The 23,313-nt window shown below is 61.8% G+C and carries 19 protein-coding genes and 1 pseudogene; 10 read left to right on the forward strand and 10 right to left on the reverse strand.

What is annotated here, in order from left to right; all coding sequences use genetic code 11:
• Positions 1-236 precede the first annotated feature (236 nt).
• Positions 237-569: pseudogene (locus CG51_RS20720) on the reverse strand (transposase); the annotation flags it as partial.
• Between the two features lie 532 nt (positions 570-1,101).
• On the opposite strand from CG51_RS20720, the gene CG51_RS09270 reads away from it, so the two are divergent.
• Complete coding sequence (locus CG51_RS09270; RefSeq protein ID WP_035744206.1) at positions 1,102-2,685, forward strand: SLC13 family permease; 1,584 nt, start codon at positions 1,102-1,104, stop codon at positions 2,683-2,685.
• A 25-nt stretch (positions 2,686-2,710) separates the two neighbouring features.
• On the opposite strand, the gene CG51_RS09275 is transcribed toward CG51_RS09270, so the two are convergent.
• Both CG51_RS09275 and CG51_RS09280 read right to left on the reverse strand, forming a co-directional pair.
• Entirely contained in the window at positions 2,711-3,388 is a 678-nt protein-coding gene (locus CG51_RS09275) for an AIM24 family protein (protein WP_035744208.1), read from the reverse strand.
• A 12-nt stretch (positions 3,389-3,400) separates the two neighbouring features.
• Positions 3,401-4,201: a bestrophin-like domain gene (locus CG51_RS09280; RefSeq protein WP_035744210.1), complete on the reverse strand. Its 801-nt coding sequence runs from the start codon at positions 4,199-4,201 to the stop codon at positions 3,401-3,403.
• 128 nt (positions 4,202-4,329) lie between these two features.
• Here CG51_RS09280 and CG51_RS09285 point away from each other — a divergent pair, with 128 nt between their 5' ends.
• The 6 genes from CG51_RS09285 (at position 4,330) to CG51_RS19510 (ending at position 10,362) form a co-directional block, all read left to right on the forward strand.
• Positions 4,330-5,298 (forward strand): TAXI family TRAP transporter solute-binding subunit, encoded by a 969-nt coding sequence (locus CG51_RS09285; protein WP_269845367.1) that lies wholly within the window; start codon positions 4,330-4,332, stop codon positions 5,296-5,298.
• A 227-nt stretch (positions 5,299-5,525) separates the two neighbouring features.
• A complete protein-coding gene (locus CG51_RS09290; protein WP_233141226.1) occupies positions 5,526-6,350 on the forward strand; it encodes a pyrroline-5-carboxylate reductase family protein in 825 nt (274 codons plus the stop codon).
• Between the two features lie 11 nt (positions 6,351-6,361).
• Positions 6,362-7,420 carry an ABC transporter substrate-binding protein gene (locus CG51_RS09295; protein ID WP_244901210.1) on the forward strand — a complete coding sequence of 353 codons (1,059 nt, stop codon included), beginning with the start codon at positions 6,362-6,364 and terminating at the stop codon, positions 7,418-7,420.
• A 72-nt stretch (positions 7,421-7,492) separates the two neighbouring features.
• Entirely contained in the window at positions 7,493-8,380 is an 888-nt protein-coding gene (locus CG51_RS09300) for an ABC transporter permease (RefSeq protein WP_035744216.1), read from the forward strand.
• Entirely contained in the window at positions 8,373-9,395 is a 1,023-nt protein-coding gene (locus CG51_RS09305; protein ID WP_035744219.1) for a quaternary amine ABC transporter ATP-binding protein, read from the forward strand. Before CG51_RS09300 ends, CG51_RS09305 begins: the two co-directional genes overlap by 8 nt.
• A gap of 424 nt (positions 9,396-9,819) precedes the next feature.
• Positions 9,820-10,362: a VOC family protein gene (locus tag CG51_RS19510; RefSeq protein ID WP_084695125.1), complete on the forward strand. Its 543-nt coding sequence runs from the start codon at positions 9,820-9,822 to the stop codon at positions 10,360-10,362.
• 462 nt (positions 10,363-10,824) lie between these two features.
• Here the strand turns inward: CG51_RS19510 and CG51_RS09315 are convergent, their stop codons facing one another.
• From CG51_RS09315 to CG51_RS09345, 7 genes are all read right to left on the reverse strand, one after another.
• On the reverse strand, positions 10,825-11,634 hold the full coding sequence (locus tag CG51_RS09315; RefSeq protein ID WP_035744223.1) for an IclR family transcriptional regulator: 810 nt from the start codon (positions 11,632-11,634) through the stop codon (positions 10,825-10,827).
• Between the two features lie 86 nt (positions 11,635-11,720).
• On the reverse strand, positions 11,721-12,569 hold the full coding sequence (locus CG51_RS09320) for a sugar phosphate isomerase/epimerase family protein (protein ID WP_035744226.1): 849 nt from the start codon (positions 12,567-12,569) through the stop codon (positions 11,721-11,723).
• 28 nt (positions 12,570-12,597) lie between these two features.
• Positions 12,598-14,304: an FAD-dependent oxidoreductase gene (locus tag CG51_RS09325; RefSeq protein WP_198947658.1), complete on the reverse strand. Its 1,707-nt coding sequence runs from the start codon at positions 14,302-14,304 to the stop codon at positions 12,598-12,600.
• Positions 14,294-16,075, reverse strand: a complete 1,782-nt coding sequence (locus CG51_RS09330) for an FAD-dependent oxidoreductase (RefSeq protein WP_233141225.1) — start codon at positions 16,073-16,075, stop codon at positions 14,294-14,296. The genes CG51_RS09325 and CG51_RS09330 overlap by 11 nt, the downstream gene beginning before the upstream one ends.
• 9 nt (positions 16,076-16,084) lie before the next feature.
• Entirely contained in the window at positions 16,085-17,440 is a 1,356-nt protein-coding gene (locus CG51_RS09335) for an MFS transporter (RefSeq protein ID WP_035744228.1), read from the reverse strand.
• A 221-nt stretch (positions 17,441-17,661) separates the two neighbouring features.
• Positions 17,662-18,483: a sugar phosphate isomerase/epimerase family protein gene (locus CG51_RS09340; RefSeq protein ID WP_035744231.1), complete on the reverse strand. Its 822-nt coding sequence runs from the start codon at positions 18,481-18,483 to the stop codon at positions 17,662-17,664.
• Between the two features lie 7 nt (positions 18,484-18,490).
• The gene (locus tag CG51_RS09345) at positions 18,491-19,102 is read right to left on the reverse strand and encodes an NIPSNAP family protein (protein WP_035744234.1); all 612 of its coding nucleotides are present in this window, start codon (positions 19,100-19,102) and stop codon (positions 18,491-18,493) included.
• A 128-nt stretch (positions 19,103-19,230) separates the two neighbouring features.
• Between CG51_RS09345 and CG51_RS09350 the strand changes: the two genes are divergently transcribed.
• The 3 genes from CG51_RS09350 (at position 19,231) to CG51_RS09360 (ending at position 23,286) form a co-directional block, all read left to right on the forward strand.
• Positions 19,231-20,043, forward strand: a complete 813-nt coding sequence (locus tag CG51_RS09350; RefSeq protein WP_035744236.1) for a shikimate dehydrogenase family protein — start codon at positions 19,231-19,233, stop codon at positions 20,041-20,043.
• Positions 20,044-20,133: 90 nt separating this feature from the next.
• The gene (locus CG51_RS09355; protein ID WP_143412899.1) at positions 20,134-21,060 is read left to right on the forward strand and encodes an AraC family transcriptional regulator; all 927 of its coding nucleotides are present in this window, start codon (positions 20,134-20,136) and stop codon (positions 21,058-21,060) included.
• Between the two features lie 48 nt (positions 21,061-21,108).
• On the forward strand, positions 21,109-23,286 hold the full coding sequence (locus CG51_RS09360) for a TonB-dependent siderophore receptor (protein WP_035744239.1): 2,178 nt from the start codon (positions 21,109-21,111) through the stop codon (positions 23,284-23,286).
• Positions 23,287-23,313 lie beyond the last annotated feature (27 nt).

The raw sequence follows: 23,313 nt of genomic DNA on the forward strand, positions 1-23,313 counted from the left end.
GGCGCAAGTCGTGGATAGGCGCAAACGGCTTTCGGCGCAAATCTCGGCACGCAGGAAGCAAAACATCCCTGCGGACCTCGAGGGTATGCCGACCTGGCGGCTACGCTGGACACTCAGATCCGTGACCTGGAGCGGCGGATCGAAAGCGTCATCGCCCAAGAGGAGGCGTCGGCCGTCAGGGCAAGGCTTCTGCTGTCCATCCCCGCTACGTGAAGGCCATGCTTGCGCAGATGTCATTCTCCATCGCCGAGAAAATTGGTTCCGATGCCGTCCATCGTCAGGTTCAGTGGCTTGGCGTCCGATGCATCAAATACATTCACCTTGATCAATCTATGTCTGCGGCTCAGGCTTGAGAAGCTAGGTGCGGGTCGATCGATCCCGGCCATCGACAAAATGCTCGCGACCATTCCGGTCGTTTGCCAAGAGGAGCCCGAACGGAACATTCGCCGTCAGGCAGAATAGGATCGTGGCATCGCGGAAACCGGAGGGCGGCCATTGCAACCGGCCTTCGGGGCAAACCCTGTCTTGTCCGTGTCCTGCACGATCAGCAGGGAGCCACCTTGCATCAGTACCTCATTGTAATTCTTCCAGTTTGCCGTCCCATAGTGGGCAGGGTCACCATCTCAGTCCATCAACCTCATGGGTCCCGGGTGTGAACCACACTCCCACGGGACTTCTGCAAAAACGCCGATTTCAACGGGGCCTCCTTCGGCTCACCGGCATCGTGATGTCTCAGCCAACCGTGCAAGCGTAGACTACACGATGGCTCGCTCGTTTCGCGATCTTCCGTCGCTCAGAGAAAGCCGCTTCACCCGTCGAAATGCCGCATTCCCCGGGTTCGTCCATGTGCTGACGGCCGACCGCAAGGACTTGCGCCGCGAGGAAGGATGTTCCGCGCGAAAGGCAACCCCCTCACGTTACATCAGCGGGCGACGGTGAAGGCTTGCGCGACCCTATGGCCGGAGGCTGAGGTATTGCGTCCATTCGCCACATATTCCTGGAGCGATCAGGACGTTTTGCAACATTGACCCTGGTTGCTGGTCACTGTTTCCTACGGCATTTGCGCCGCTTGCGGCGGCAGCTTTTTCAGGGGGGATTCATATGACGGATAAAAAGCCGGAACTGAGTCATCAAGGTCAGTTCAATGAGCAACGTGGGTGGCGGCGGTATAACGTCTGGATCATGCGTGCGCTCGGTATCATCGCGGCGCTTGTCGTCTATTCTCTGCTTGCGGGGGCCGAGGGATTGAGTGCGGATGGTCGCGCTGTCGCGGCTATCGCAACTCTCATGGCGATCTGGTGGATGACGGAGGCCATACCTCTGGCCGCCACGTCGCTGATCCCCATCGTGCTGTTTCCTGCGCTTACCGGGCAAAGCGTGGCTCAGGCGACTTCGCCCTATGCAAACCCAATCGTATTCCTTTTTCTGGGCGGATTTCTTATCGCGATCGCCATGGAGAAATGGAACCTGCACCGGCGTATTGCGCTGCTTACCATCGCTCGTATCGGAGTAGAGCCGCGCCGCATAGTGCTCGGCGTGATGGTTTCCACAGCGTTTCTGTCGATGTGGGTTTCCAATACCGCGACGGCCCTGATGATGCTGCCCATCGGCATGTCGATCCTGGCGCTGTTCACCAGCGAGGGCAAGTCCGCTGGATCGGTCGAGGACATTGGCGATGGTCAGACTATCACGGAAGCGATCCGTGATCCCAATGTGGCGACCTTCGGAGTCTGTCTGATGCTCGGCATCGCATGGTCGGCCTCCATCGGAGGGCTTGGCACACTGCTCGGAAGTCCGCCCAATGCCATCGTGGCGGGCTATGCGGCGGATACACTGGGCACACCGATCAGCTTCTTCCAGTGGATGATGATCGGCCTGCCGCTCGCCGCGGTGTTCATCCTGCTGGCGTGGTGGGTGATGACGCGCGTCATCTACCGCTTCGATCTGCCGGAAGTCCCCGGCGGCCGCGGCATGATCGACAAGGAGATCGACGCCCTGGGGCCGATGAGCCAAGGGGAAAAGGTGGTGCTCGCCGTGTTTGTGAGCGCAGCTTTCCTGTGGATTGCTCCGGGCTTGCTCAGCAATATTCCCCTCGTCTCCGCAGCTTTGCCTTGGCTGGGCGGTTTCAACGACACCGTCATTGCCATCGCTGCCGGGCTTGCCATGTTCATCCTGCCTGCAGAGGGCAAGACGAAGATGGTTCTGAACTGGAAAGATGCGGAGGACGGGCTGCCGTGGGGCGTGCTGCTGCTGTTCGGCGGTGGCCTGAGTCTCGCCGCTGCCGTTGGGTCGTCCGGGCTGGATGATTGGTTCGGCGCGCAGGTGTCCGGTCTGGGTGCACTCCCCGCAATCCTGCTGGTCGCTTCGGTCGTCGGTATCATCCTTTTCCTGACGGAAGTGACATCAAATACCGCGACGGCCGCGACGTTCATCCCGATTCTAGGGGGAGTTGCTCTGGGCCTTGACGTCAATGCGATGATGCTGATCGTACCTGCGGCGCTGGCAGCGACCTGCGCCTTCATGCTGCCGGTAGGCACGCCGCCGAACGCGATCGTCTTTGGCTCGGGGGCGGTCACCATCGCCCAGATGGCGCGGGGTGGGGCGGTAATGAACCTGATCGGCATACTGCTCATCACCGGCGCGATCTACGCGATAGGCGGGATGGCGCTCGGGATAGAGTTCTGATCTGTCTCTTCCGCGATCGGAGGGGTTACTCGCCCCCTCCGATCGCGGCCTGTTCGGCGATCGTCCTGTAAAGACGCTCGTTCCAATAGGGCACCCAGCAGACCAACGCGCGGCCCGTCCCATGGAAGGCACGCAACCGCCTCTGACCGGAGATCAGGCTGCGGGGCCATCTCGCCGGTGCGCGGGATGAAAACTTCAGCCCGCCCGTCCGGCCCAGAACGAGCCGTCCCTGAACACGGAAGTCGCTGTCATCGACATAGATTGTCTCGACGGGTCCGGGAGCATTGATGGCAACCTTGCCTACGCCAGAAACCGTTGTCTTCCATGACAAAAATCCATCCCCCGCCCAGAAGCTTGACCATGCGGGTTCGCGTGTCATGCCCAGCTGCACGGATCCTTCGGAGGCCCAGTAGGCCCCCGGTTCCAGTATCCAGCGCTCACCCGGGGTTACGTCGAGAAGATGGTAGCCCCCAAGCGTTGGTTGAAGGAGAACGGAGCCGGTCCCCGAGTAATAAGGCCGGATCCGGGCGTCCGAGGTGAAGAAGGATCGAAAGATGTCACGTGGCCCGGGAAGACGGGGCGTCATGACCACCTTGCCCTGCATGGTGGACATTGCGCCATGGCGGGCGCGCACCGTTTCCTCTGCCATGTCGATGCGGATCTGACGCATCCCTTCAACCTCACGGACACTGAACTCCGCCATCACCGTCTCCCTTCAGTAACGCGGCTCGTCCCACGACATCGACCGCTCCCAGACCATAATGAGGGATTCCGGTCTCAGCCCGGCCGCCCCGCGCAGTGGCGCATCCAGCGTGGACATCACGAACAGAATGACGGCGAGAAAGAGCGAGGTGACCGCGCCGAGAAAGAACTGCCGCAGCGGCCGCATGCGCAGCAGGCAGATCAGCAGAACGCTTATGACTGCGCCGCCGAACACGGCGTACCACATCGCCTGCGGGATCCGTACGAAGACGGCGGCGATGCGCTGCTGCCGGGCCGTCACGAAGTCGCGGAACGCGGAGAGCACCTCGGCATGCACGATCTCCTGCCCCGGCGTCTGCGGCTCGAATTCCGCCAGACGTTGGCGCATGGCATTGGAGCGGTTGTTGCCTCCGTCTAGGAAGTCGCCGTGTTGATGTGCGGCCCAGTCCTTGTGGATGGTGAACAACACATAATCGCGCAGCATATCCTTCATGTCGGATCGCAGCGGCTCGGGGTACACGTTCACATCGGCATAGAGAGCAGAAATGGAATTCGCCTCATCCAGCATGGCGGTGCGGACGCGGTCGTTGTTCTGATAGGCTGATACGGTGAGAAGGCCGAGCAGCAGCCCATAGAAAAGGCTGAAACCCGAGGTTGCATAATTGATGGATTCGTTCAGATCCGGGCCGGAGCCGATCAGGACACGCATAACCGGTTTGAACACCAGCATCCCAAGCAACATGCCAATGATCGCCATGGCAAGGAAGCCGATCGCCAGTTGCTGCTGGGGAATATCGTAGACGAAATCAAACATGAGCGTGTGCCCGTAGATGTCACGCAAACCTATCGCGCGAACGGAGAAGCGCGAAGGGTAAAATGCAAATTGTCGCCTGTGGAACGCTCGATTAGTCTCTGCGTGCAGATTAGTACGGGTTGCTCATGATGGTCTCGTTCTTTCGGCTACTTTTTGCACTGTCGACCGTGATCGCATCCCCAGCGATGGCAGTGGATCAGGCTTCCCCGGATCTGCGATTCTTCTCGATCGGAACGGGGGAGGTTACAGGGAACTACTATGCAGCGGCCAAGGCGATCTGCGGTGCCGTCAACCGTCACTCCGACGGTACGATCCGATGCAGCGCGGAAGCAACACAGGGAACGATCTACAACCTTGCCGCGCTGAAAGCCGGCGATCTGGACTTTGCTATCGTGCAATCGGACTGGTTGAGATATGCCTATCAAGGTGCGGGCATTTTCGAGGCAGAAGGTCCGATGACCGAGCTTCGGACGGTCATGGCGCTCTATCCCGAAACGCTCACCATCCTCGCCGCGCGCGGCCGTGGGATCGACAGTCTGCTGGCGCTGCGGGGGCATCGGATCGACATCGGCGCGCCGGCCTCAGGTCGGCATGCGACGGCTCTCAGAGTGCTCGATGCCGTCGGATTGAGCAGCAACGACTTTCCTGTGGTGCTCGAACTCCCGATCACGAGCGCCTATGAAGAGCTCTGCGCGGGGAGGATCGATGCCTCCATTCTTGTGATTGGGCATCCCAATGAGGGCCTCGCAAGCGCCATTTCAAGATGCAATCTTGAAATCGTTGGGATTTCCGCACCGACGAGCGAGGACATTCTTTCCCGGCATCCGGATTTCCGGGCGATCTCCATCCCCGCCTCGGACTATGGTCTTGCGGCAGATATCCCTTCTCTCGCCGTCACCGCGACGGTTATCACCCTGGCCGCCCAACCTGATGATCTGGTGAGGACGCTGGTCGAACAGACCCGCGCTGCTCTGCCGGAGCTGCGTATAGCAGCGCCGATTTTCGGCGCGGTTGAAGCGTCCGGGATGGGAAAGGGAGCAGAGGTCGCGCCGCTTCATCCGGGGGCTGCAGCAGCCTACGAAGCGCTGCCGCCATGACCATCACGATAATCTGTGACCGCTAACGCCGCTTCAGCGCATCGAAATATACAGTATGGCGGAAATGAGAGATATATGGTCGCAAATCGTACTCCGCCCGACGCGGCTTCCGCCATTTTGGTGGGAAGTTTTGTAGGGGCGTGAAAAGCTGTGAAGGGCGGGGCAAACCGGAAATTGGGCGGTTGTGCGGGTAGGGCTCTCCGTCCGCATCGCTCATTGGCGGCAAGATGAGTGACGCGGTCCGGCGATCGGCAGACATGCGGATCGGTTTGATCGGTGCGACGGGTTGGATCGGCGGGGCGCTGGGGACGCGGCTTTTGACATCGGGGATCGTCAGTCCCTACAGTCTGGTTGCGATGAACCGTAGTGGCGACCCTGGCCCCTACGCGCCATACGCAATCGGCTGGGTCGGTGATCCGCTGGAACTTGCGGCGCAGGTGGATGTGGTCATCGTTGCGGTTCGGCCCGAGACATGGCCGGGGCTCCGGCTGCAAGCTCCGGGTAAGCTGCTCATTTCCTTGATGGCTGGCGTGGGAAGCGGCGAGCTTGCCCGTAGCGGCGCGCGCATTGTGCGCGCAATGCCGAATGCCGCGGTCGAAACCGGGAGATCCTACTCGCCCTTTTGGGCTGGAGCCGGGGTGACAATGGCGGATCGCGGCGTGGTTCACCGTATTCTGGGCGCAATCGGCACCTTTGATGAATTGCCCGAGGAACGGCAGATCGACATGATCACCGCCGTTTCAGGCTCTGGTGCGGCCTATCCCTCCCTGATGATGGTTGCGATGGTTGACGTGATGAAGCGGCACGGAATTCCGGACGGCATCGCTTGGCATGCGGCGGAAGCTGCCGTCTGCGGTGGCGCTGCCCTGTTAGCCGGGCAGCCGCAGCAGGCGCAGAATTTCCTCGCTGCCTATCGCGACTATGGCGGAACTACCGCCGCGGGTCTGGACGCGGCGGCAAGAGGAGGGTTTTCCACCGCGCTGGAAACAGCGCTTGAAGCCGCTGCTGAAAGGGCACGGACCATGACCATGGCCGGTTCAGGAGCCGTCTAACGCATTTCAAGGTGCTCGACGTGCCAAAGCGGCAGCTCGCGGGCAGATCACAAAAGCCGCAACAGGGAATGGAAATGAAAAAGCTAGCGTGTCTCATTGCGGTTGCCCTTCCGGCGGCGTTTTCGACGGCTGCCAGCGCAGCTTGCGGCAGCTTCACCATCGCGAGCATGAACTGGCAGAGCGCCGAGGTGTTGGCGAGCCTTGACCAGTTCATTCTGAATACCGGCTATGGTTGCAGTGCCGAGATCACTACCAGCGACACGGTGCCCGCCATCACCTCTCTGGTGGAGAAGGGCAAGCCCGAGGTCGTGCCAGAGTCCTGGGTCGATCTTATGCCCGAGGTGGTCGCGGGCGGTCTGAAGGATGGAAAGATCGTCGAACTCTCCCGCTCGCTTTCCGACGGTGGGCAGCAGGGCTGGTTTATCCCTCGCTATATGCTCGACGAGCATCCCAACCTCAACAAGATCGAGGAGATACTTGCTCATCCCGAACTCTTCCCGGCACCGGAGGATAAGTCGAAAGGTGCCGTCTATAACGGCCCGCAGGGCTGGGGCGGAACGGTGGTGACAACACAGCTCGCCAAAGCGTTCGGGATAGAGAACAAGGGGTTCACCCTTGTCGATACAGGCTCCGCCGCGGGGCTCGACGGCTCGATGGCCAAGGCCTATGAACAGAAGGCGCCATGGCTTGGCTTCTATTGGTCGCCCACGTCGATGCTGGGCAAGTACGATATGGTCGCGGTGGATTTCGGCATGGCGAATGACCCTGCGGAATGGAAGCGCTGCACCTCTTCGGCCGATTGTGCCGATCCGAAGCCCAACGCCTTCCCACGGGACAATGTCTTTACGCTCGTGTCGAAGAAATTCGCGGACGAGACCGATCCTGCGGTCATTGACTATCTGAAAAAGCGCAGCTGGACAAATGATACCGTGAACCAGCTCATGGCGTGGATGACCGACAATCAAGCGACGGGAGAGGATGGCGCGCGGCAGTTCCTGAAAGAACATCCCGATATGTGGAGTGCATGGGTGAGCCCTGAAGCAGCCGAGCGCATCAAGGCGGCACTCTGATCCGCCAGCGGAGCCGCTTCTGCGGCTTCGCGTCCTTTCGCTTGTCATAGCCCATCCGATCAGGAGGTCGCCATGGCCTGGTTCGACAGGTTTCCGCAACTCGATGACTCGACACTCCGTGATCTCAAGAAGGTCATCGATGAGGGTTTTCGCACCTTCACACGCTCCTACGGGGATGCGATCGAAGGCTTTTTCGAGCCGCTCCGGCAGTTCCTGGTATGGTCGGAGGCGTTGTTGACGAGCACGCCATGGCCCCTCGTCCTTGCTGCCATCGCCGCTCTTGCATGGTTTGCCAGCCGCAACCTGCGCATCGTGATCGCCAGCGTGGCGACGCTCGCTCTGATAGGAGCGTTCGGGATGTGGGACGATACGATGAAGACGATCTCCATGATCCTGACATCGACACTTCTTGCCATCGTCATCGGCTTGCCGATAGGCATTCTCATGTCGCGCTCCGACCGGGTTCAGTCTTTCTTCAACCCCGTGCTGGACGTGATGCAGACCATGCCGTCCTTCGTCTACCTGATCCCGGTTGTCATGTTGCTGGGCATCGGCAAGGTGCCGGGCCTTATCGCCGTGGTGATATATGCCATTCCGCCCATGATACGGCTGACGAACCTTGGTATCCGCGAGGTGGATGGCGAGGTGCTCGAAGCGGCGGATGCCTTCGGTTCTTCCCGCTGGCAACGGCTGGTGAAGGCGGAGCTTCCACTCGCACTGCCGACGATCATGGCGGGTATCAACCAGACCATCATGATGGCGCTGGCGATGGTCGTCATCGCGTCGATGATCGGCGTGCAGGGTTTGGGCCAGCCCGTGCTGAAGGCGATTTCGAACCAGTATTTCACGCTGGGACTGTTCAACGGGTTGGCCATCGTCGGTATTGCCATCGTGTTTGACCGGATCAGTCAGGCCTGGGGCTTCCGGCTCCAAAAGCATCGCGGCGGCCATAGTGTCTGATCCCATCGGTATCGAAATCCGCCACCTTTTCAAGATCTTCGGCCCGCGTGCTGCGGATTACATAGATGCGGTTCAAAGCGGCCTGTCGAAGCAGGAGCTCAACGAGCGGTATCGCCATGTCCTCGGTCTGCGCGATATCAACATTTCCATCGCGGCGGGCGGCATACAGGTGGTGATGGGCCTGTCCGGCTCCGGCAAATCCACGCTTATCCGCCATATCAACCGGCTCATCGACCCGACCGCCGGAGAAATACTGGTGGAGGGGGAGGATGTGGTAAAGATGTCTCCCATCGCTCTCCGCGACTTTCGTCGCCATCGGACGGCGATGGTATTCCAGAAGTTCGGCCTGCTCCCGCATCGAACCGTGATTGACAATGTGGGTTATGGGCTGGAGGTGCAGGGCAGGGGCACCGCCGAACGGAACCGCATCTCCGCCCGCTGGATCGAGAGGGTCGGTCTCGCCGGGTTCGAACGGAAATATCCCGCCCAGTTGTCAGGCGGGATGCAGCAGCGGGTGGGTCTGGCGCGAGCGCTGGCAAATGATGCGCCGATCCTGCTGATGGACGAAGCATATTCCGCGCTGGACCCGCTGATCCGCTACGACATGCAGACGGTGCTGCTCGATCTTCAGAAGGAGGTTCGCAAAACCATCGTATTCATTACGCATGACCTTGACGAAGCCCTGCGCATCGGTGATCGCATTGCGCTGCTTAGGGACGGTGCTGTCATCCAGCAGGGAACGGGGCAGGAAATAGTGCTGCATCCCGCCGATGACTATGTCGCGAACTTCGTGCAGCATGTTGACCGTGGAAAGGTGGTGCGGGTCGCCTCCGTGATGGAAGCGGCAGGGCCTGAAACTGCTGGGCCAGCCGTGGCAGCGGAAACCACGCTGACCGATGCCCTGCGCGAGATGATGGGGCACGGCGTCCAGTGCCTCGTTGTGTGCGACGGAGCGGGCAGAACGGTGGGGCAGCTGTCGTTACAACGTGCCATCGCGGTTTCGGCTGGGGTCTGAGGAGAAAGGAGCCATCCGGGGAGCGTTCCATTCCGGTGCGAAATGAAGCGCTGGTACCGCTCGGGCATACCATGACGGTGAGAGCTCGAACCACAGAGTGTTCGCCGCAGGGACGATGGGCGCACGACTCCCCACGACATCGCCCGGACGCGCGGCGGTCGTGAGGGGTGTTCAGGGCACCGCCAGAGACAACCGCTCCGGTTCGTTGGTGGCGCGAACGCAATCCCCATTACACGTTATTGCATAGCTCTCCATTCGAATATCAGTGCTCGCGCGCTAATTTTGACGGCAGCGTGAACTTCCGACTGGATCGTGACTTTGATTGTGCGATGCGCAAGAAATAGCGAAACCTGCTCGAGAATCCGCGTTTTTCTCAATCGGCTGGCTGTAATCGATGAAAATCGGAGTAGGAAAGTCTGAAAATATGAATCGTGACGAATATGGATTACTGCCGCGCGGCATCAATCATATCGGCCTGACAGTAGAAGATCTGGATAAAGCAAGCGAGTTTCTGGCCAAGGGCGTCGGCGCGAAATGGTGTTACGACGGCCTGACCCGCGACGACGCACCGCGCCAAGGACCGGAGGTGGAGCGGCAACTGGGTCTTTCCGAAGGTAGTCGCATCGTTCGCCAGCGCCTGATGAGGATCGGAAATGGCCCTAATATTGAAATTTTCGAAATCGAGTGCATCGATCCGGCTCGTCCTCTCGAACTGGAAGACCGAGGCTGGAACCATATTTCCATATATTGCGACGATATCGATGGTTCGTTAAAACGTCTGATTGCGGCCGGCGCCGAGCCGCTGTCCGGCGTCCACGGCAATTCCCGCCATGAAGACACAGAGGGTAACGGCAGTGTCTATGTCCGCCCGCCATGGGGAGGGCTTATCGAATTGCAGTCGATCCCAAATGGCTATTATTATCCCGATAGCAGTGAAGCGAAAACCTGGTTACCGGAGAAAAGTTAGCAAAGTGCCTTTCTGAAACTCGGGTGGTGTTGCAGTAAACACGACGTGAGTGCACTTACATCATGGGTTCAATCTGAGCACTTCGGAGGGGTTCACGAGGTTCATCCATTTGTCCGTTTGTGTGATGTTTCGACCGAGCGCCTCATGAACTCAACATCCCCCCGTTGACTTCGGATATGATGGCAGGCTGATCTCTCCCAAAGGGTTTGGCACAGGCGATGGATTGCGGAGAGGATCTCGCCGCGGCAATCCTTACGTCATCGTCGCCCGTGCTTTCCGATGGAAGGGATGGAGCGTCCTCGCAGGGGGCATCAGGCCGCTGAAAAGCCCTGCAGTATCGTAACCGGAATCGGATAATCGGCCGTAAGCACTTGGAAGTATATAGATTTCCGGTTGGATTTCGTCAGATTGCGAACGATTCCCGCCTCAACACAGTCCAAAAAGCCTTTTTCAGCAGCCTGCTCATGCGACCTTCGGGGCGGCTCTCCGGGCGGGAAGAGCAAAATACTCCGAGGCGGGCGCGGCCATCCCCAATTCTGCCGCCGCCGACTGCAACATCGGTGCCAGTTCCGCCATGCGGGCATCCGTCATGCGGACTGATGGCCCCGCGATTGACAGGCAACCGAGTATCTGGTCCGTATCCGCATACCGCACCGTCACGGCCATCGCCGCCATCCCGAGGATATACGTGCTGACGGCCACGGAGTAGCCGCGCTCGCGGGTTTCTTTGAGGATCGCCAGCAGCTCGGGGATGCTGATGGGTTTCCCTGGACCTTCGTCCCGGCCAAAGCCCTGTGCACTGACGTGTTCCAGCGCCTCCTCGTCATGCATCGCCGCGAGCCAGGCCCGACCGCCTGCGGAGGAGGCGAGGTGCACCACAACGCCCTGTTCCTGCCCTGGATCGTAGCGCAGCCCCGTGGTTGCCCCTTGTGCAACGGCAACCCAGGTCAGCGCCCCGCTATCGATCACCGAGAGGCGGATGAGTTCGCCTGATTCCGCGGCCAGCCGATCCAGGATCGGCTGAACCACGTCATTGATCCCCGCGCGCCGCATGAAGCCAAGGCCGAGAGCTGCCAACTTGATCGACAGCGTGTAATCGCCCCCGTCCGCGATCTGCCGCACGTAGCCCAACCGGATCAACTCATGGAGAGTGCGGTGGACACCGCTGACCGGCTGACCGGTCATCCCCGCGATATGGGAGACCGACAACCCCGCAGGATGCTCGGCCAGCCCCTCGATGATGGCCAGTGACTTCTCGACGACGCTGCTCACGGTCTCACCTCGCTTCCGCTATTGCCAAAAAGCCGTTCAACAGCGGAAAGGTCAACCGACGAACGCAGAAAACCCTACGTCGCGGCTCACGCAGCTTGTGCGAAAGACCCCTGACCGGCGATCTTCCATCCCAAGGGAGAGAGCTTGTCCACTGCCTCCGTCACCGCCCGGTCTGCCTCTGCGTTCAGGATTTCCACAACGGAGAGGCCCCTGAACCCCGCGGCCTGCAACGCCCTCGCGGCAGTGGCGAAGTTGACGCTGCCGGTGCCGATCGCATCGTGGCGCCACTGCTGCTGCCCGGTATCCGACATATGAAGGAGGTCGAGATATGGCACAACCAGGGGCAGCGCTTCGCTCAAATCCTCGTGGATGAAATGGGCGTTCGCAAGGTCGTAGCAGATGCGGAGTGCGGGACTGTCAAACCGCTCCACGCAGGCCACCATGCTGCGCGCATCCGGCAGGACGCCCATGGGAACGTTTTCGAGAAAGACTTTCACACCCGCGCGTTCCGCGTAGGAGACAGTCTTTTCCAGCGCCCCGAAGAACCATCCCTCAAGCTGCTCTCGCGGTGGGGCATTCAGCGCATTGTAACGACCAGATACCGAAACGAACCCCTGTGCCCCGAGCTCGTAGCAGGCATCCAGCATCTTCCGGTTGAAGCCTACCGTCATCTCGCGGATCTCTTCCCGCGGGGAGGCAAGGTTGTGGTCGAGGCTCTGCGCGGTCAGCGCATGGATCGTCAGCCCTTCGCGTTCCAAAAGCTTGCGAATACGGGCATAGTCGCGGGGCGTCATGTTCTCGATATCCAAGTGCGCCGGACTGACCATCACGTCGAACTGGCGAAAACCCAGTTTTGACAGGCGGATCAAACTTTCTTCCAGCGGGATCGTCCAAGTGTCGCTGATCGTGTTCACGCCAAGTGGCAAATCGGTCATGGTTCTGCTCTCCTCTCAGATGTAATCATTAGACAGCGCGGGCAACCGGCAGCGGCTCCGCGCGTAGTTCGCCCGCCGCATGTTTGGCGATACGCCAGCCAAAGACGATGGCTGGCCCGATGGTGGTCCCCGGACCGGGGTAGGTTCCGCGAAAGATGGAAGCCAGATCGTTACCGCAGGCATAAAGCCCCGATATGGGCTGGTCGCTCCGGTTCAGGACGCGACCGAACTCGTCCCCCTTCAATCCAGCACTGGAGGCGAGGTCTGAAGGTTTCACGGCGACGGCGTAGAAGGGGCCCCCGCTCAAGGGTCCGAGGCAGGGATTGGCGCCGGCGGCCGCATCGCCGTTAAAGCGGTTCATTACCGATGTGCCGCGCCCAAAGGCGTCGTCACGGCCGGTGGAGGCAAAGCGGTTATACTCCTCCACCGTGCGTTGGAGTCCGATAGGGTCGCACCCGATCCTTCGGGCGAGGGCGGCGATGTTTTCAGCCTCGGTTACGTAACCTGCTTTCAGCATCGCGGGCAGATTGCGGGCGCCGGGCAGAACCATCCCCAGCCCATATTTCCGCATGAAGTCCGCATCGCAGATCAGATGGGCCGGGAATGCCCCGACCTTGATCTGCGCGACGGAGAAGTCGTGATAGGAATCGGATTCGTTCACGAACCGCTCCCCGCGCGCGTTGACCGCAAGCAGGCCGGGCTTGGCCCGGTCGAGGATGATATGCGGCCAGACCGCCAGCGTCCCGGCCGCGCGCCGGTAGGAAGAGCAGGGCATCCAGAGCGCGGGGCTGTCTCCGCCGTCATCAAACCCCGCGCCGATGGCCGTCGCAAGGTCGGCACCGTCGCCGGTATTCGTTGCCGGCGCGAGAGCATAGGCGCGCGCCGGTTCGGGGAACAGCCGGTCGCGGATGTCCTTGTTCCAGCAAATGCCTCCGGTCGCCAGCACCACGCCGCGGCGTGCGCGGATCTCACGCCCATTCACCCGGGCTCCGGTGACGCGGCCCTGCTCCACCAGCAGCGCATCGGTCGTGGCGTCGAACAGAATCGGCACACCGGTCTTGCGCAGGCTGTAAAGCAGCCGCGCGACCAGCGCATTGCCCATGAGCAGCCTCGTCCCCCGCCGGTATCGCAACCGGTCCAACGCGTAACGACCGACGATTCCAACCGTCGTGCGAAGATTGTTCAGCGACGCAAAGGGCGAGAGCAGGGCTGAAAGCTCATTCCGCCCCACCATCATGCCCCCCAACCCCATGAACTCCCGCCGGGGAGGGCGGACCCGATCAAAGTCCGCACCCAGAAGCCGCCCGTCGAAAGGCAGGGGACCAAGCGCCCGGCCGCCAAAGGCCTGCCCAGGCGCATCGATGTAATCGGGATGTGCGGCGGCGGCGGCGAACTTGACCTCCGTGTGGCGCTCAAGGTCAGCGACCGCCTCCGGACCCGAGCGGAGGAAGGCCGCCCGCAAATGGTCGCCACCCCGCTGCCCGACGACGGTGCGGAGGAACAGGCCGGCGTCCTCCACACGATCCGGCACGCCCGAGGCATCGGAAAGGTGGGTTCCGGGTATCCAGGTCGTGCCGCCTGACGTCGCGGTGGTACCGCCGACCTGACCGGTCTTTTCGACGAGCATCACGCTCAGCCCCGCGCGGGCGCCGACGAGGGCGGTGGTCATCCCTCCGGCGCCCGCGCCGATGACCAGCAGATCGACCTCGGTCGGCATTTCGGGATCAACTGGCATGGGTTTTCCTCCTCCCATTCGTGGCCGCGGCGATTCCGGCTGCGGCGGTCTCTGCCGCCAGAAAGCCGAATGTCATTGCGGGGCCGAGCGTGATGCCGCCGCTCGGATAGCTGCCGCCCATGATGGAGTTCATGTCGTTTCCTGCCGCGTATAGGCCGGGAATCGGCATCCCGTCGGCATCCAGAGCCCGCGCTCGCTCATCGGTGACGATACCGGCAAAGGTACCGAGACTACCCGGCGCGATCTCCACCGCGTAGAAGGGGCCGTTCCGAATGGGAGCGACAGCCGGGTTGGGACGGTGATCGGGATCCCCCTGCGCACGCCCGTATGCCGTTTCTCCCCGGCGGAACTGCGGGTCGCGCCCGTCTTCCGCATGGCGGTTGTAATGCGCGACGGTGGTTTCCAGTCCGCCCGGGTCGATGCCGCAAACCCGCGCCAGATCGGTGAGTGTCCGGCCTTTTTTCAGATAGCCGTTGCGTAGCCAGCGTCCGTAAGGAAGGGGCGACGGCTTCACCGCTCCAAGTCCATAACGGCGAAGGAAGCGGTGATCGCAGATGAGCCAGGACCGGACTTGTTCCCCCTGGGGAGTAGCCGCGATCATCTCCCGCACGTAATCGTGGTAGGGACCGCCTTCATCCGTAAAGCGGGCGCCGTTTGCCAACACCGCGATGAGGCCCGGCTTGCCCCGCTCCACCAGATGCGGAAAGCGACCGATGGTGCCGTCCGTTCGTGGAACCAGCGACACCGGGGCGTAGGCGGCAGCGTGGGCCTGTGTCCTGCTCACCTGTCCTCCCGCCGTCTCGGCGAGGCGCAGCCCGTCCCCGGTATTCGTTTCAGGTGCGGCTGAAAAGTGCGGTGTGCCTGCCTCCACATGTGGCAGCAGCTCTCGCAGGAGTTCTTCCGCGTGGGGAAAGCCGCCGGTGGCCAGTACCACCCCCCTCCGCGCGGTGACGGCCACGGCGCCGTCCGCTGTCGCCAGCATCGCGCCGACAACCCGGGTTCCATCCCGCAGCAGCGAGCGCGCGCTCGCTCCAGTAAGCAGTGTGACGCCCAGGTCTTCTGCAGAGCGCAGCAGCCGCGCGGCAAGCGCATTGCCGTTCACCAGCTGCATTCCCCGACCGTGCAACGCCAGATCGCGCAGATGCCGGAGTACCCGCCCCGTGACATGGCCAAAGGCGCGGGGACTGCGCAGGGCAGTCAGGAACATGCGCATGTCAAGCCCTGAGGCGATGCCCATGCCCAGCAAGGTGGTTTCCGGAATGGGCTCGCGCAGCCGCGCGATCAGCCCTCCCAGCCGGCGCCCGTCATACGGTGCGGCCACCACAGAACGCCACCCTTCTGCCGCGCCTGGGAGAGTGCCGTGAAAATCCGGCACGCCGGAGCCCGGCAGGAAGCGGACCTCTGTCCTCTTCTCGAAGAAGGCGAGCATTCGGGGAGCGTCGCGAAGATAGGCTTCGATCAGGGTAGGGTGGTAACGGTCGCCGATGACCGCGTGCAGATAGGCGCGCACCGCCGCCGGATCCTCCTCCTTGCCTGCTGCCCGCGCGTGGGGAGCGTCGGGAATCCACAGCCAGCCCCCCGAGACGGCAGTGGTACCGCCGATCACATTGGCCTTCTCGGCCACGATGACGTTGAGGCCAAGCGCTGCGGCGGTGGTTGCTGCCGCCAGCCCCCCCGCGCCGGAACCGATCACGAGCAGGTCGCATGCCATCCGCTGATGAAGCACGATCGGTCCGTTGCCGGGGGCGGTGGAGGGAGATGTCATGGGCATGGGGGTTCCTTAATGGCGGCTGAGGGTTGCTGCGATAGCGGCGATGATCAGGGGAATGGCGAAGACGATCATGACGGTGGAAAGGCTCGCCCCGCCACCGATCAGCATGCCGCCGAAGGTCGGCCCGACCACTGCGCCGAACCGTCCGACGCCCATGGCCCAGCCGATGCCCGTGCTACGAACGGCAGCGGGATAGAGGCTCGCGGCCAGACCGTAGAACGCGTTGAACCCGCCATAGATCGCCACCCCCATCAGGAAAGCGTTGATGAGCACCATGGGAAGCGGCATGACGACCGTGCCGAAGACCACCAGCATGGCGGCGGCAACGATCAGGAAAATGGCGCCGACGCGGTGCTGCGGGAAGACGGTGGAGAGCTTGCCCATTGCGATGGTGCCCAGGCAGGCACCGAAGTTCAGGATCGCGCCGACATAGATCGCGTTGTCGAGCGACAGGCCGGCACCGGAGGCCAGCTTGGTGATCCACGAAATCACAAAGTAAAGCGACATGAAGCCCATGAAGATACCGACCCAGAGCGCGATGGTCGCGCGGATGCGGTTCGGAGCGAAAATCTGACCGATGTTGAGCTTTCCGGCCTTGGCGGGGCGCGGGGGAAGTGTCGCGACGGGAGAATGGTTGAGGCGCGTCAATACGCGGTTCACCTGTGTCAGCGCATCCCGCGGCTGGCGGCGGATGAGAAAGTCGATGGACTCGGGCAGCACCAGCCAGACGATAGGTAGTGCAATGAGAGAGATGACGCCCGCGCCAAGCAGCATCATGTGCCAACCGAACTGGGGCAGCAGAGGGGCCATCGCAAGCCCTGTCAGCATGGCTCCCAAGGGATAACCGGCCGTCATGATCGACACGGCCAGCGCCCGCTCCTTCACAGGGGCGAATTCCGCTGCGATTGCCGCCATGGAGGCGAGGATCGCCCCGACGCCTACACCGATGACCAGGCGCAGCACCAGAAGCTCCGCCACGTTCCGGGCAAATCCGCTCGCGAGCATGCAGGCGGTGATGATGCTGAGCGAGGTCAGGATCAATGGCCGGCGTCCCCAATGGTCCGCCAGCGGGGCAACGAAGAAACATCCGACCACCATGCCCGCGAGACTCGCTGAGAACACGATACCCAGCCGCTCCGGCGAAAGTTGCCAGTCCGTCGTCAGAACCGGAGCGATGTAGGAGAGGATCACCACATCCATTCCGTCGATCGCGTTGAGCAGGAAGCAGAGGCCGACAATCATGATACGCAGCCCGGACCATTGGTCGCTCGCACCGATATCCGTGGCGGGTGCGCTTTGCCGATAGGGCGCGGCAGTCTTTGTCGCGTGCGGTCCAAGGCGATCCGCAGTCGTTACGTCGCTCATATTTCCTCCTCCAACGATGACATGCGAGCCCGGCGGTGTCTGTCCGTCGACAGTCTGCCTCGCCCCCAAGCGTGTGATCTCCCGGCAAGAAGGATACTAAAAATGGAACATGATTCAACAATTATATAATATTCGATTTAAATTGAGGCTAAAAAAGAATGCCCGGCGTCAAGGAAACCGGGCATCATTTATTTATTGATTATTATCAGCTATTTAATGTGTCATGAGCGACCTATGCTCCGCAGAATTCCTCTCGTCGCGGCCATTGCCATTTCTGCCCTTGCCCGGGCATCGACCTTCGATGCGAGCCCGCGGTGAGGAACTTCGACGCTGATCGTCACGTCCTCAGGAATCGCACGGGCAAGCCCTGCTACGTCCACACCCCCCAAGCCGGGCATGAGGCGTTCACCCCTTGCAACCCGGATCAGTCCTTCGTCGGAGGGATCGTAGGGTACCGGGCCATCGCAGAACTGCACGTAGTTCATTCGGGTACGAGGCAGCTCGGCAACCTCTGCCGTAGTGCTGGAGGAACGGTGGAGATGCAGCGCATCTATCAGCACACCGCCGTTGGCCTGCCCGGCCGCGGCGACGATCGAGGCAGCCGAAGCGAGGTCGGGTACCGCCGTCCATGGCATGAACTCCAGATCGGCCGTCTGCCCATGGCGCGCCGCGATCTCGCAGAGCCGCGCGAAGTTTGCCGTCAGCCGCTCGGTATCCGGGTCATCGCCCGCAACGAGGATATGCCGCGCATCCAGCGCCTCGCAGCGCGCGCAGAACCGCTCTATCAACGGCCAATCGTTTTCCGGCTTCAGGCGGACGATCTCGACATCGCCCACGCCGATCCCATGATCCGAGAGCGCGGCCCTCATGTCGGCAAGCAGAGCGTCATCCGTCAGCAGGGGATAATCCTGCTCGCCATTCGCCGCAGCCGGAAGCAGGCGTATGCCAAGCATATCATAACCCGCCGCTGCGGCGATGCGGACCGCCTCCACCGGGCCAATGTCGAAGACCGTGAGGAAGGCGAGAGAGATGGCGTGGCTCATCGTCGCCTCACTGGAGGGGGGAAAAGGGAAGCGGCAGCGCAATCTGGCTGGTCATGTCGGGGAGCAACCAGTCCGGGCCTCCCTTGGGAGGCCAAACACCATCCGCCACCGACTTCGCGCGGGCCGCACTGCGATCGGCGAGACTTGCATAAGGCCAGATCTGAGTGAGTCGGGGGGCCCCATCCAAGCCGTACATCGCGACCGTCAGCTTGGAATAGGCTTCCCGCGCCGGGACGGCGTTCCGCCATTTCTCCATCGTGGGGCTGATGCCGTTGATCTTTGTCTTGTAGGTGCGGAATTCATAGATCGGTCCAAATTTTCCCCCCGCGACGGTCGGCAGAAAATCCAGCCCGCGATAGCTTTCCATAGCGAGGCCAACCAGATGGTCGGCGCACCCAAAGGGATCCGCGTGGAGCAACGCGCGCTCCCGTTCGGCAAAGACTCCGCCCAGATCATCGAACGCACGCAGAATGAAGATGCGGTTCAGCGCGCCGATGTCCGTGGCCCACGCGCCGCAGAACCGCCCTGCGCCTTCCGTCACCCAACGCTCGATCCCCGCTCCTGCCTTGCCGGCGCCGAAGATCACCGTGTCGAGTGTCGCAAGTTCATAAAACGTCATCAAAGCTCTCCTTGTTCGTTGGCTCACCGGAATGAGTCATGCATTCCTGAACTATCCGTATTGTAATTTAATACTTGAACCAAGTTCCATTTTATGAAAGTTCACTTTTATCAGTGGGAGGAAGGCGGATGGGACAGATCATGAAACTGGATGGAGAGACGATGATCTTTCCGGTGGTGGCTCATCCGGTGGGGCAGGTGAAATCACCCGGAGCGCTCAGCCAGATCATGGCTGAACGGGACTTCAATGGAATGGTTGTGCCGGTCCATGTGAAGCCGGAAGGGCTTGCAGCGTGGCTTGAGGGCGTGAAAGTCATGCGGAACTGCCGCGGCATCGTCGTGACGGTCCCGCACAAGATCGCCTGTCTTGACTTCTGCAGCCGGGTTTCTGACCGCGCACGCGCCTCCGGTGCGGTGAACATCGCCATCAGGGACGGCGATGACTGGATCGGCGACGCCACCGACGGGCATGGTTACATGGACGGGATCGCCGCAGAAGGGTTCGATGTCGCCGGCGCACCCGCGCTGCTGATCGGAGCGGGTGGTGCCGGCGCAGCGATTGCATATGAAATCCTTGCCCGCGGCGCGAGTGGACTGGCGATTCATGATATCGACGTCGCACGCCGTGACAGCCTGATCGCGCGGCTGGAGCAGCGGTTTCCGGGCAAGCTCCGTGTTGGCGGAACCGATCCGCGGGGCTTTGCGCTCATTGCCCATGCGACGCCGCTTGGAATGAGGGAAAGCGATCCCTTGCCCATAGATGTCTCTCGCCTCGATGCAGATCAGTTCGTGGCTGACGTGGTCACCCGCCCGGCCGTTTCACCGCTGATCGCCGCGGCGCGCGCGACCGGTTGCAGGACCATGCCGGGAAGCGGTATGTTCGAGGCACAGGCGCTTCTTCTGGCGGAGCTTCTGATGGGAGTTCGCCACATCGCCGCCTGACGGCCGGAATTGACCGGTTGGGCTGTGGGTGTTAATTTCGGCTAAGCCAGCCTGTGGGCGAGCCAGCCCCCTCACCCGCTGGATAATTCCGTGACATTTCGCCCGAACATGACGAGCCAGATCGAAGGCATCAGCCTTTGTGACTCCCTCTCATGGCGAGGGTGGGACGGCGTGGTCGCGGATGTGTGGCATGCGCGGGGGGCAAAGGGGGCGGGCGGTACCTACCTGTCCCCGGACCCGCGTATCGTCGTGCTGCTTGAGGGGGCGGAGGCGTTGGCACTTTCCCCTGTCGCCGGAAGGGCGTTCAGGCCCGCTGGGCGCGTCTTCTATATCCCTGCCGGGATGAGGGTGTGGAGCCGCGTCGATCATCCCCATTCCTTTCGCCATCTCGATCTGCATCTGGATCGTGCGCGGATGGAGGAGCGGCTGGGCGGGGCGATTGCCGGCGAGTGCTGGTCACAGCCGATCGTTCAGGAAGGGACCGCGGCACTTATCACGCTTGCGGGCCTGATCGCGCGGGAATGCACGGAGCGGGAGCGCCATGATCTGGTGGGGGAAGGGCTGATACAGGCATTCCTGGCCGAGCTGTTCGCCCTCCCTCCGGCGGCGGCAAAGGGAGGTCTCACGCGGCGTCAACTCGCGCTTGTCCGGGAGCATGTGGAGGCCAATCTTGCCGGACGGATCGCGATCACGGACCTTGCTCAGGTGGCAGGTCTTTCCGAAAGCTGGTTCACGCGCGCCTTCAAGCAGGCGACCGGACTGCCTCCGCATCAATGGGTGCTGCGGCGAAGACTGGCGAGAGCACAGGGATTGCTGGAGGCCTCCGATCTGCCCTTGGCGGAAATTGCCTGCGCGGTGGGCTTTGCGGATCAAGCTCATCTGACTCGCAATTTCCGCAGCGTTATCGGGATCACACCCGGAAACTGGCGTCGGGAGCGCGATACCGCACGTCGCGGCAGGATCCGACAAATTCCGACAGAAACAATCAAGACAGATGGAGTGCTCCCCGCTAGGTGAGGTCGGCCCAGCACCTTCTATCCGACTTACGCCATCAGGGAGTCCTCCATGTTCCGCACGCCGCGTTCCCGCCTTGCCTCCACCACCGCCTGTCTGACGCTGCTCGCGGCGCTGCCGGTTGCGGCCCAGCAGGCCACCCTCTCCCCGGTCTATCTTGACGGACAGGCCACGGGAACCGGCCCCGTCGGATCGGATGCCAACCCTGTCACTCTGGCGGGAACCAAAAGCGCCACACCGATCACCGAGATTCCGCAATCTGTGAGCGTCATCGGCCAGGAAGTGTTCAACGTTCTCCAACCCACCAAGGTCGATGAACTTCTTGGCTATACTGCGGGTGTGAGCCCCGCGCCCTTTGGCTTCGACACCGATACCAACTGGATCAACATCCGCGGCTTTGAAGCGACACAGACCGGGATGTTTCTTGACGGTCTTGCGCAATATGCCTTTGGCTTCGGAGGGTTCTACACCGATCCCTTCCTGCTGGAGCGGGTGGAGGTGTTGAAGGGTCCGGCGTCCGTGCTCTATGGCGGTTCCAATCCCGGCGGTATCGTCAACATGGTTTCCAAACGCCCCACGGGAACGCCGGGCGGTATGGTTGAGGCTGGCGTCGGCACCGACAGCCGCCGTTGGATCGCAACGGATGTGAACGGCACCGCGGGCGGCTACGACTGGCGCTTTCTTGGAAAGCTCAACACGGAAAAGTCGAACGGCGCATTTGACAACGGGCTGACCGGCCTGATCGCGCCCTCCGTCACCTTCGATCTGGGCGAGGCGACGGAGATGACGCTTTCCGCCACACTCTATCGGGTGGATGAGACGCATGTCGGCGGCTCCTGGTTGCCCTATATCGGCACGGTAAGGGGGGCGGACTTCGGCTTCATTCCGCGCGACTTCAACACTTCCGACCCGCGGCTGGACTGGTATGAACGGGATCAGGCCACGCTGTCCTCGGAAATACGTCATCGGTTCGACAACGGCTGGGTGCTGAGTCAGGGTATCCGCCTTGCTTGGTCGCAGATCGACGAAAGCGCGCCCTATGCCTACGGATATGGCTACGGCGATACGTGGAACGAGACATTCTCGAACCATTTCGCGATGCTCCCGCAGGATCCGAAGGCGAACCTGTCCCGCATCTTCTTTCAGCAGCAGACCACGTCGCGGAGCGCTCTCGCCGATACCCGGCTCGAAGGAACTGTCGAAACCGGCGCGGTCCAGCACCGACTGACCTTCGGGCTTGATCTTCGCATCTTCAAGATGGACCAGGTTCAGGCGTCGTCATCTTCGCCATTTGCACCAACGATATCCGTGCTCGACCCGGTTCGGGGTGCGGTCTTCCCGCCTGCCGTCCCCTATATCGATCAGGATATCACCATGCGGCAGGCGGGTCTTTACGCGCAGGACCAGATCCGCTGGGGCAACTGGATTGCCACCGCGAACGCGCGTTACGATTGGGTGAAGACCTCATCCGGCCGGAACGAGGCCACGGGTGCAGAGGGTGTGGATCGCTCGGACGGGGAGTTCACGGGGCGGCTGGGTCTTGCCTACGCCTTCGCCAACGGGGTGACCCCCTATGCTTCCTATGCCACCTATTTCACGCCGCAGATCGTCAACGATGCGGCGGGCAACAAGGTCGAGCCCGAAACCGGTCGCCAATGGGAGGCGGGTTTGAAATGGGCGCCGTCTCAACGCAGCCTGATAACGCTGTCGGCCTTTGACCTGGAGCGGGAGAACGTGTCGATCAGTGCCTGGGGAGGGGCGGGCTACGAGTACTTTCAGGTCGGCAAGATCCGTTCCCGCGGGGTTGAGCTGGAGGCGCGCGGCGAGATCATGACAGGCCTCACCCTCACCGGTGCACTGACATCCATGGATATCGAGGTGCGTGAGGATGTGAATCCGGCCCTCGTCGGCAAGACACCCAAGGCGACGCCGGAGAACTTCGCCTCGCTCCGGCTCGACTGGCAGGTGGCACAGGTGGAGGGTCTGAGTGTCATGGCGGGTGTGCGGCGGCTCGGGGCCTCATGGGCAGACGATCTCAATCAGTACAAGGTCGATGGAGCGACGCTTTACGATCTGGGCGCGAGCTATGCCTTTGGCGAAGGTTGGCTGGTGGCCGCCTCTGTTACCAACCTTACCGACCGGGACTATGTCTCGTCTTGTGATGGCGCGCTGTCCTGTTTCTACGGCGATGGGCGGCGCGCCTCGCTCTCGCTGCGCAAGAGCTGGTGAAAAGGGGTGGCGTTTCCCGCTGGTGAA

The organism is Haematobacter missouriensis, assembly GCF_000740775.1.
In the GTDB taxonomy this organism is placed as follows: domain Bacteria; phylum Pseudomonadota; class Alphaproteobacteria; order Rhodobacterales; family Rhodobacteraceae; genus Haematobacter; species Haematobacter missouriensis.

Bases quoted from the DNA above. Each gene is read 5' to 3' on its own strand.
- CG51_RS09340 (WP_035744231.1), bottom strand. From the start codon at position 18,483: ATGAGCCACGCCATCTCTCTCGCCTTCCTCACGGTCTTCGACATTGGC.
- CG51_RS09290 (WP_233141226.1), top strand. From the start codon at position 5,526: ATGAGTGACGCGGTCCGGCGATCGGCAGACATGCGGATCGGTTTGATC.
- CG51_RS09345 (WP_035744234.1), bottom strand. From the start codon at position 19,102: ATGACGTTTTATGAACTTGCGACACTCGACACGGTGATCTTCGGCGCC.
- CG51_RS09350 (WP_035744236.1), top strand. From the start codon at position 19,231: ATGGGACAGATCATGAAACTGGATGGAGAGACGATGATCTTTCCGGTG.
- CG51_RS09335 (WP_035744228.1), bottom strand. From the start codon at position 17,440: ATGAGCGACGTAACGACTGCGGATCGCCTTGGACCGCACGCGACAAAG.
- CG51_RS09270 (WP_035744206.1), top strand. From the start codon at position 1,102: ATGACGGATAAAAAGCCGGAACTGAGTCATCAAGGTCAGTTCAATGAG.
- CG51_RS09320 (WP_035744226.1), bottom strand. From the start codon at position 12,569: ATGACCGATTTGCCACTTGGCGTGAACACGATCAGCGACACTTGGACG.
- CG51_RS09275 (WP_035744208.1), bottom strand. From the start codon at position 3,388: ATGGCGGAGTTCAGTGTCCGTGAGGTTGAAGGGATGCGTCAGATCCGC.
- CG51_RS09325 (WP_198947658.1), bottom strand. From the start codon at position 14,304: ATGCCAGTTGATCCCGAAATGCCGACCGAGGTCGATCTGCTGGTCATC.
- CG51_RS09330 (WP_233141225.1), bottom strand. From the start codon at position 16,075: ATGCCCATGACATCTCCCTCCACCGCCCCCGGCAACGGACCGATCGTG.
- CG51_RS09280 (WP_035744210.1), bottom strand. From the start codon at position 4,201: ATGTTTGATTTCGTCTACGATATTCCCCAGCAGCAACTGGCGATCGGC.
- CG51_RS09285 (WP_269845367.1), top strand. From the start codon at position 4,330: ATGGTCTCGTTCTTTCGGCTACTTTTTGCACTGTCGACCGTGATCGCA.
- CG51_RS19510 (WP_084695125.1), top strand. From the start codon at position 9,820: ATGAATCGTGACGAATATGGATTACTGCCGCGCGGCATCAATCATATC.
- CG51_RS09300 (WP_035744216.1), top strand. From the start codon at position 7,493: ATGGCCTGGTTCGACAGGTTTCCGCAACTCGATGACTCGACACTCCGT.
- CG51_RS09360 (WP_035744239.1), top strand. From the start codon at position 21,109: ATGTTCCGCACGCCGCGTTCCCGCCTTGCCTCCACCACCGCCTGTCTG.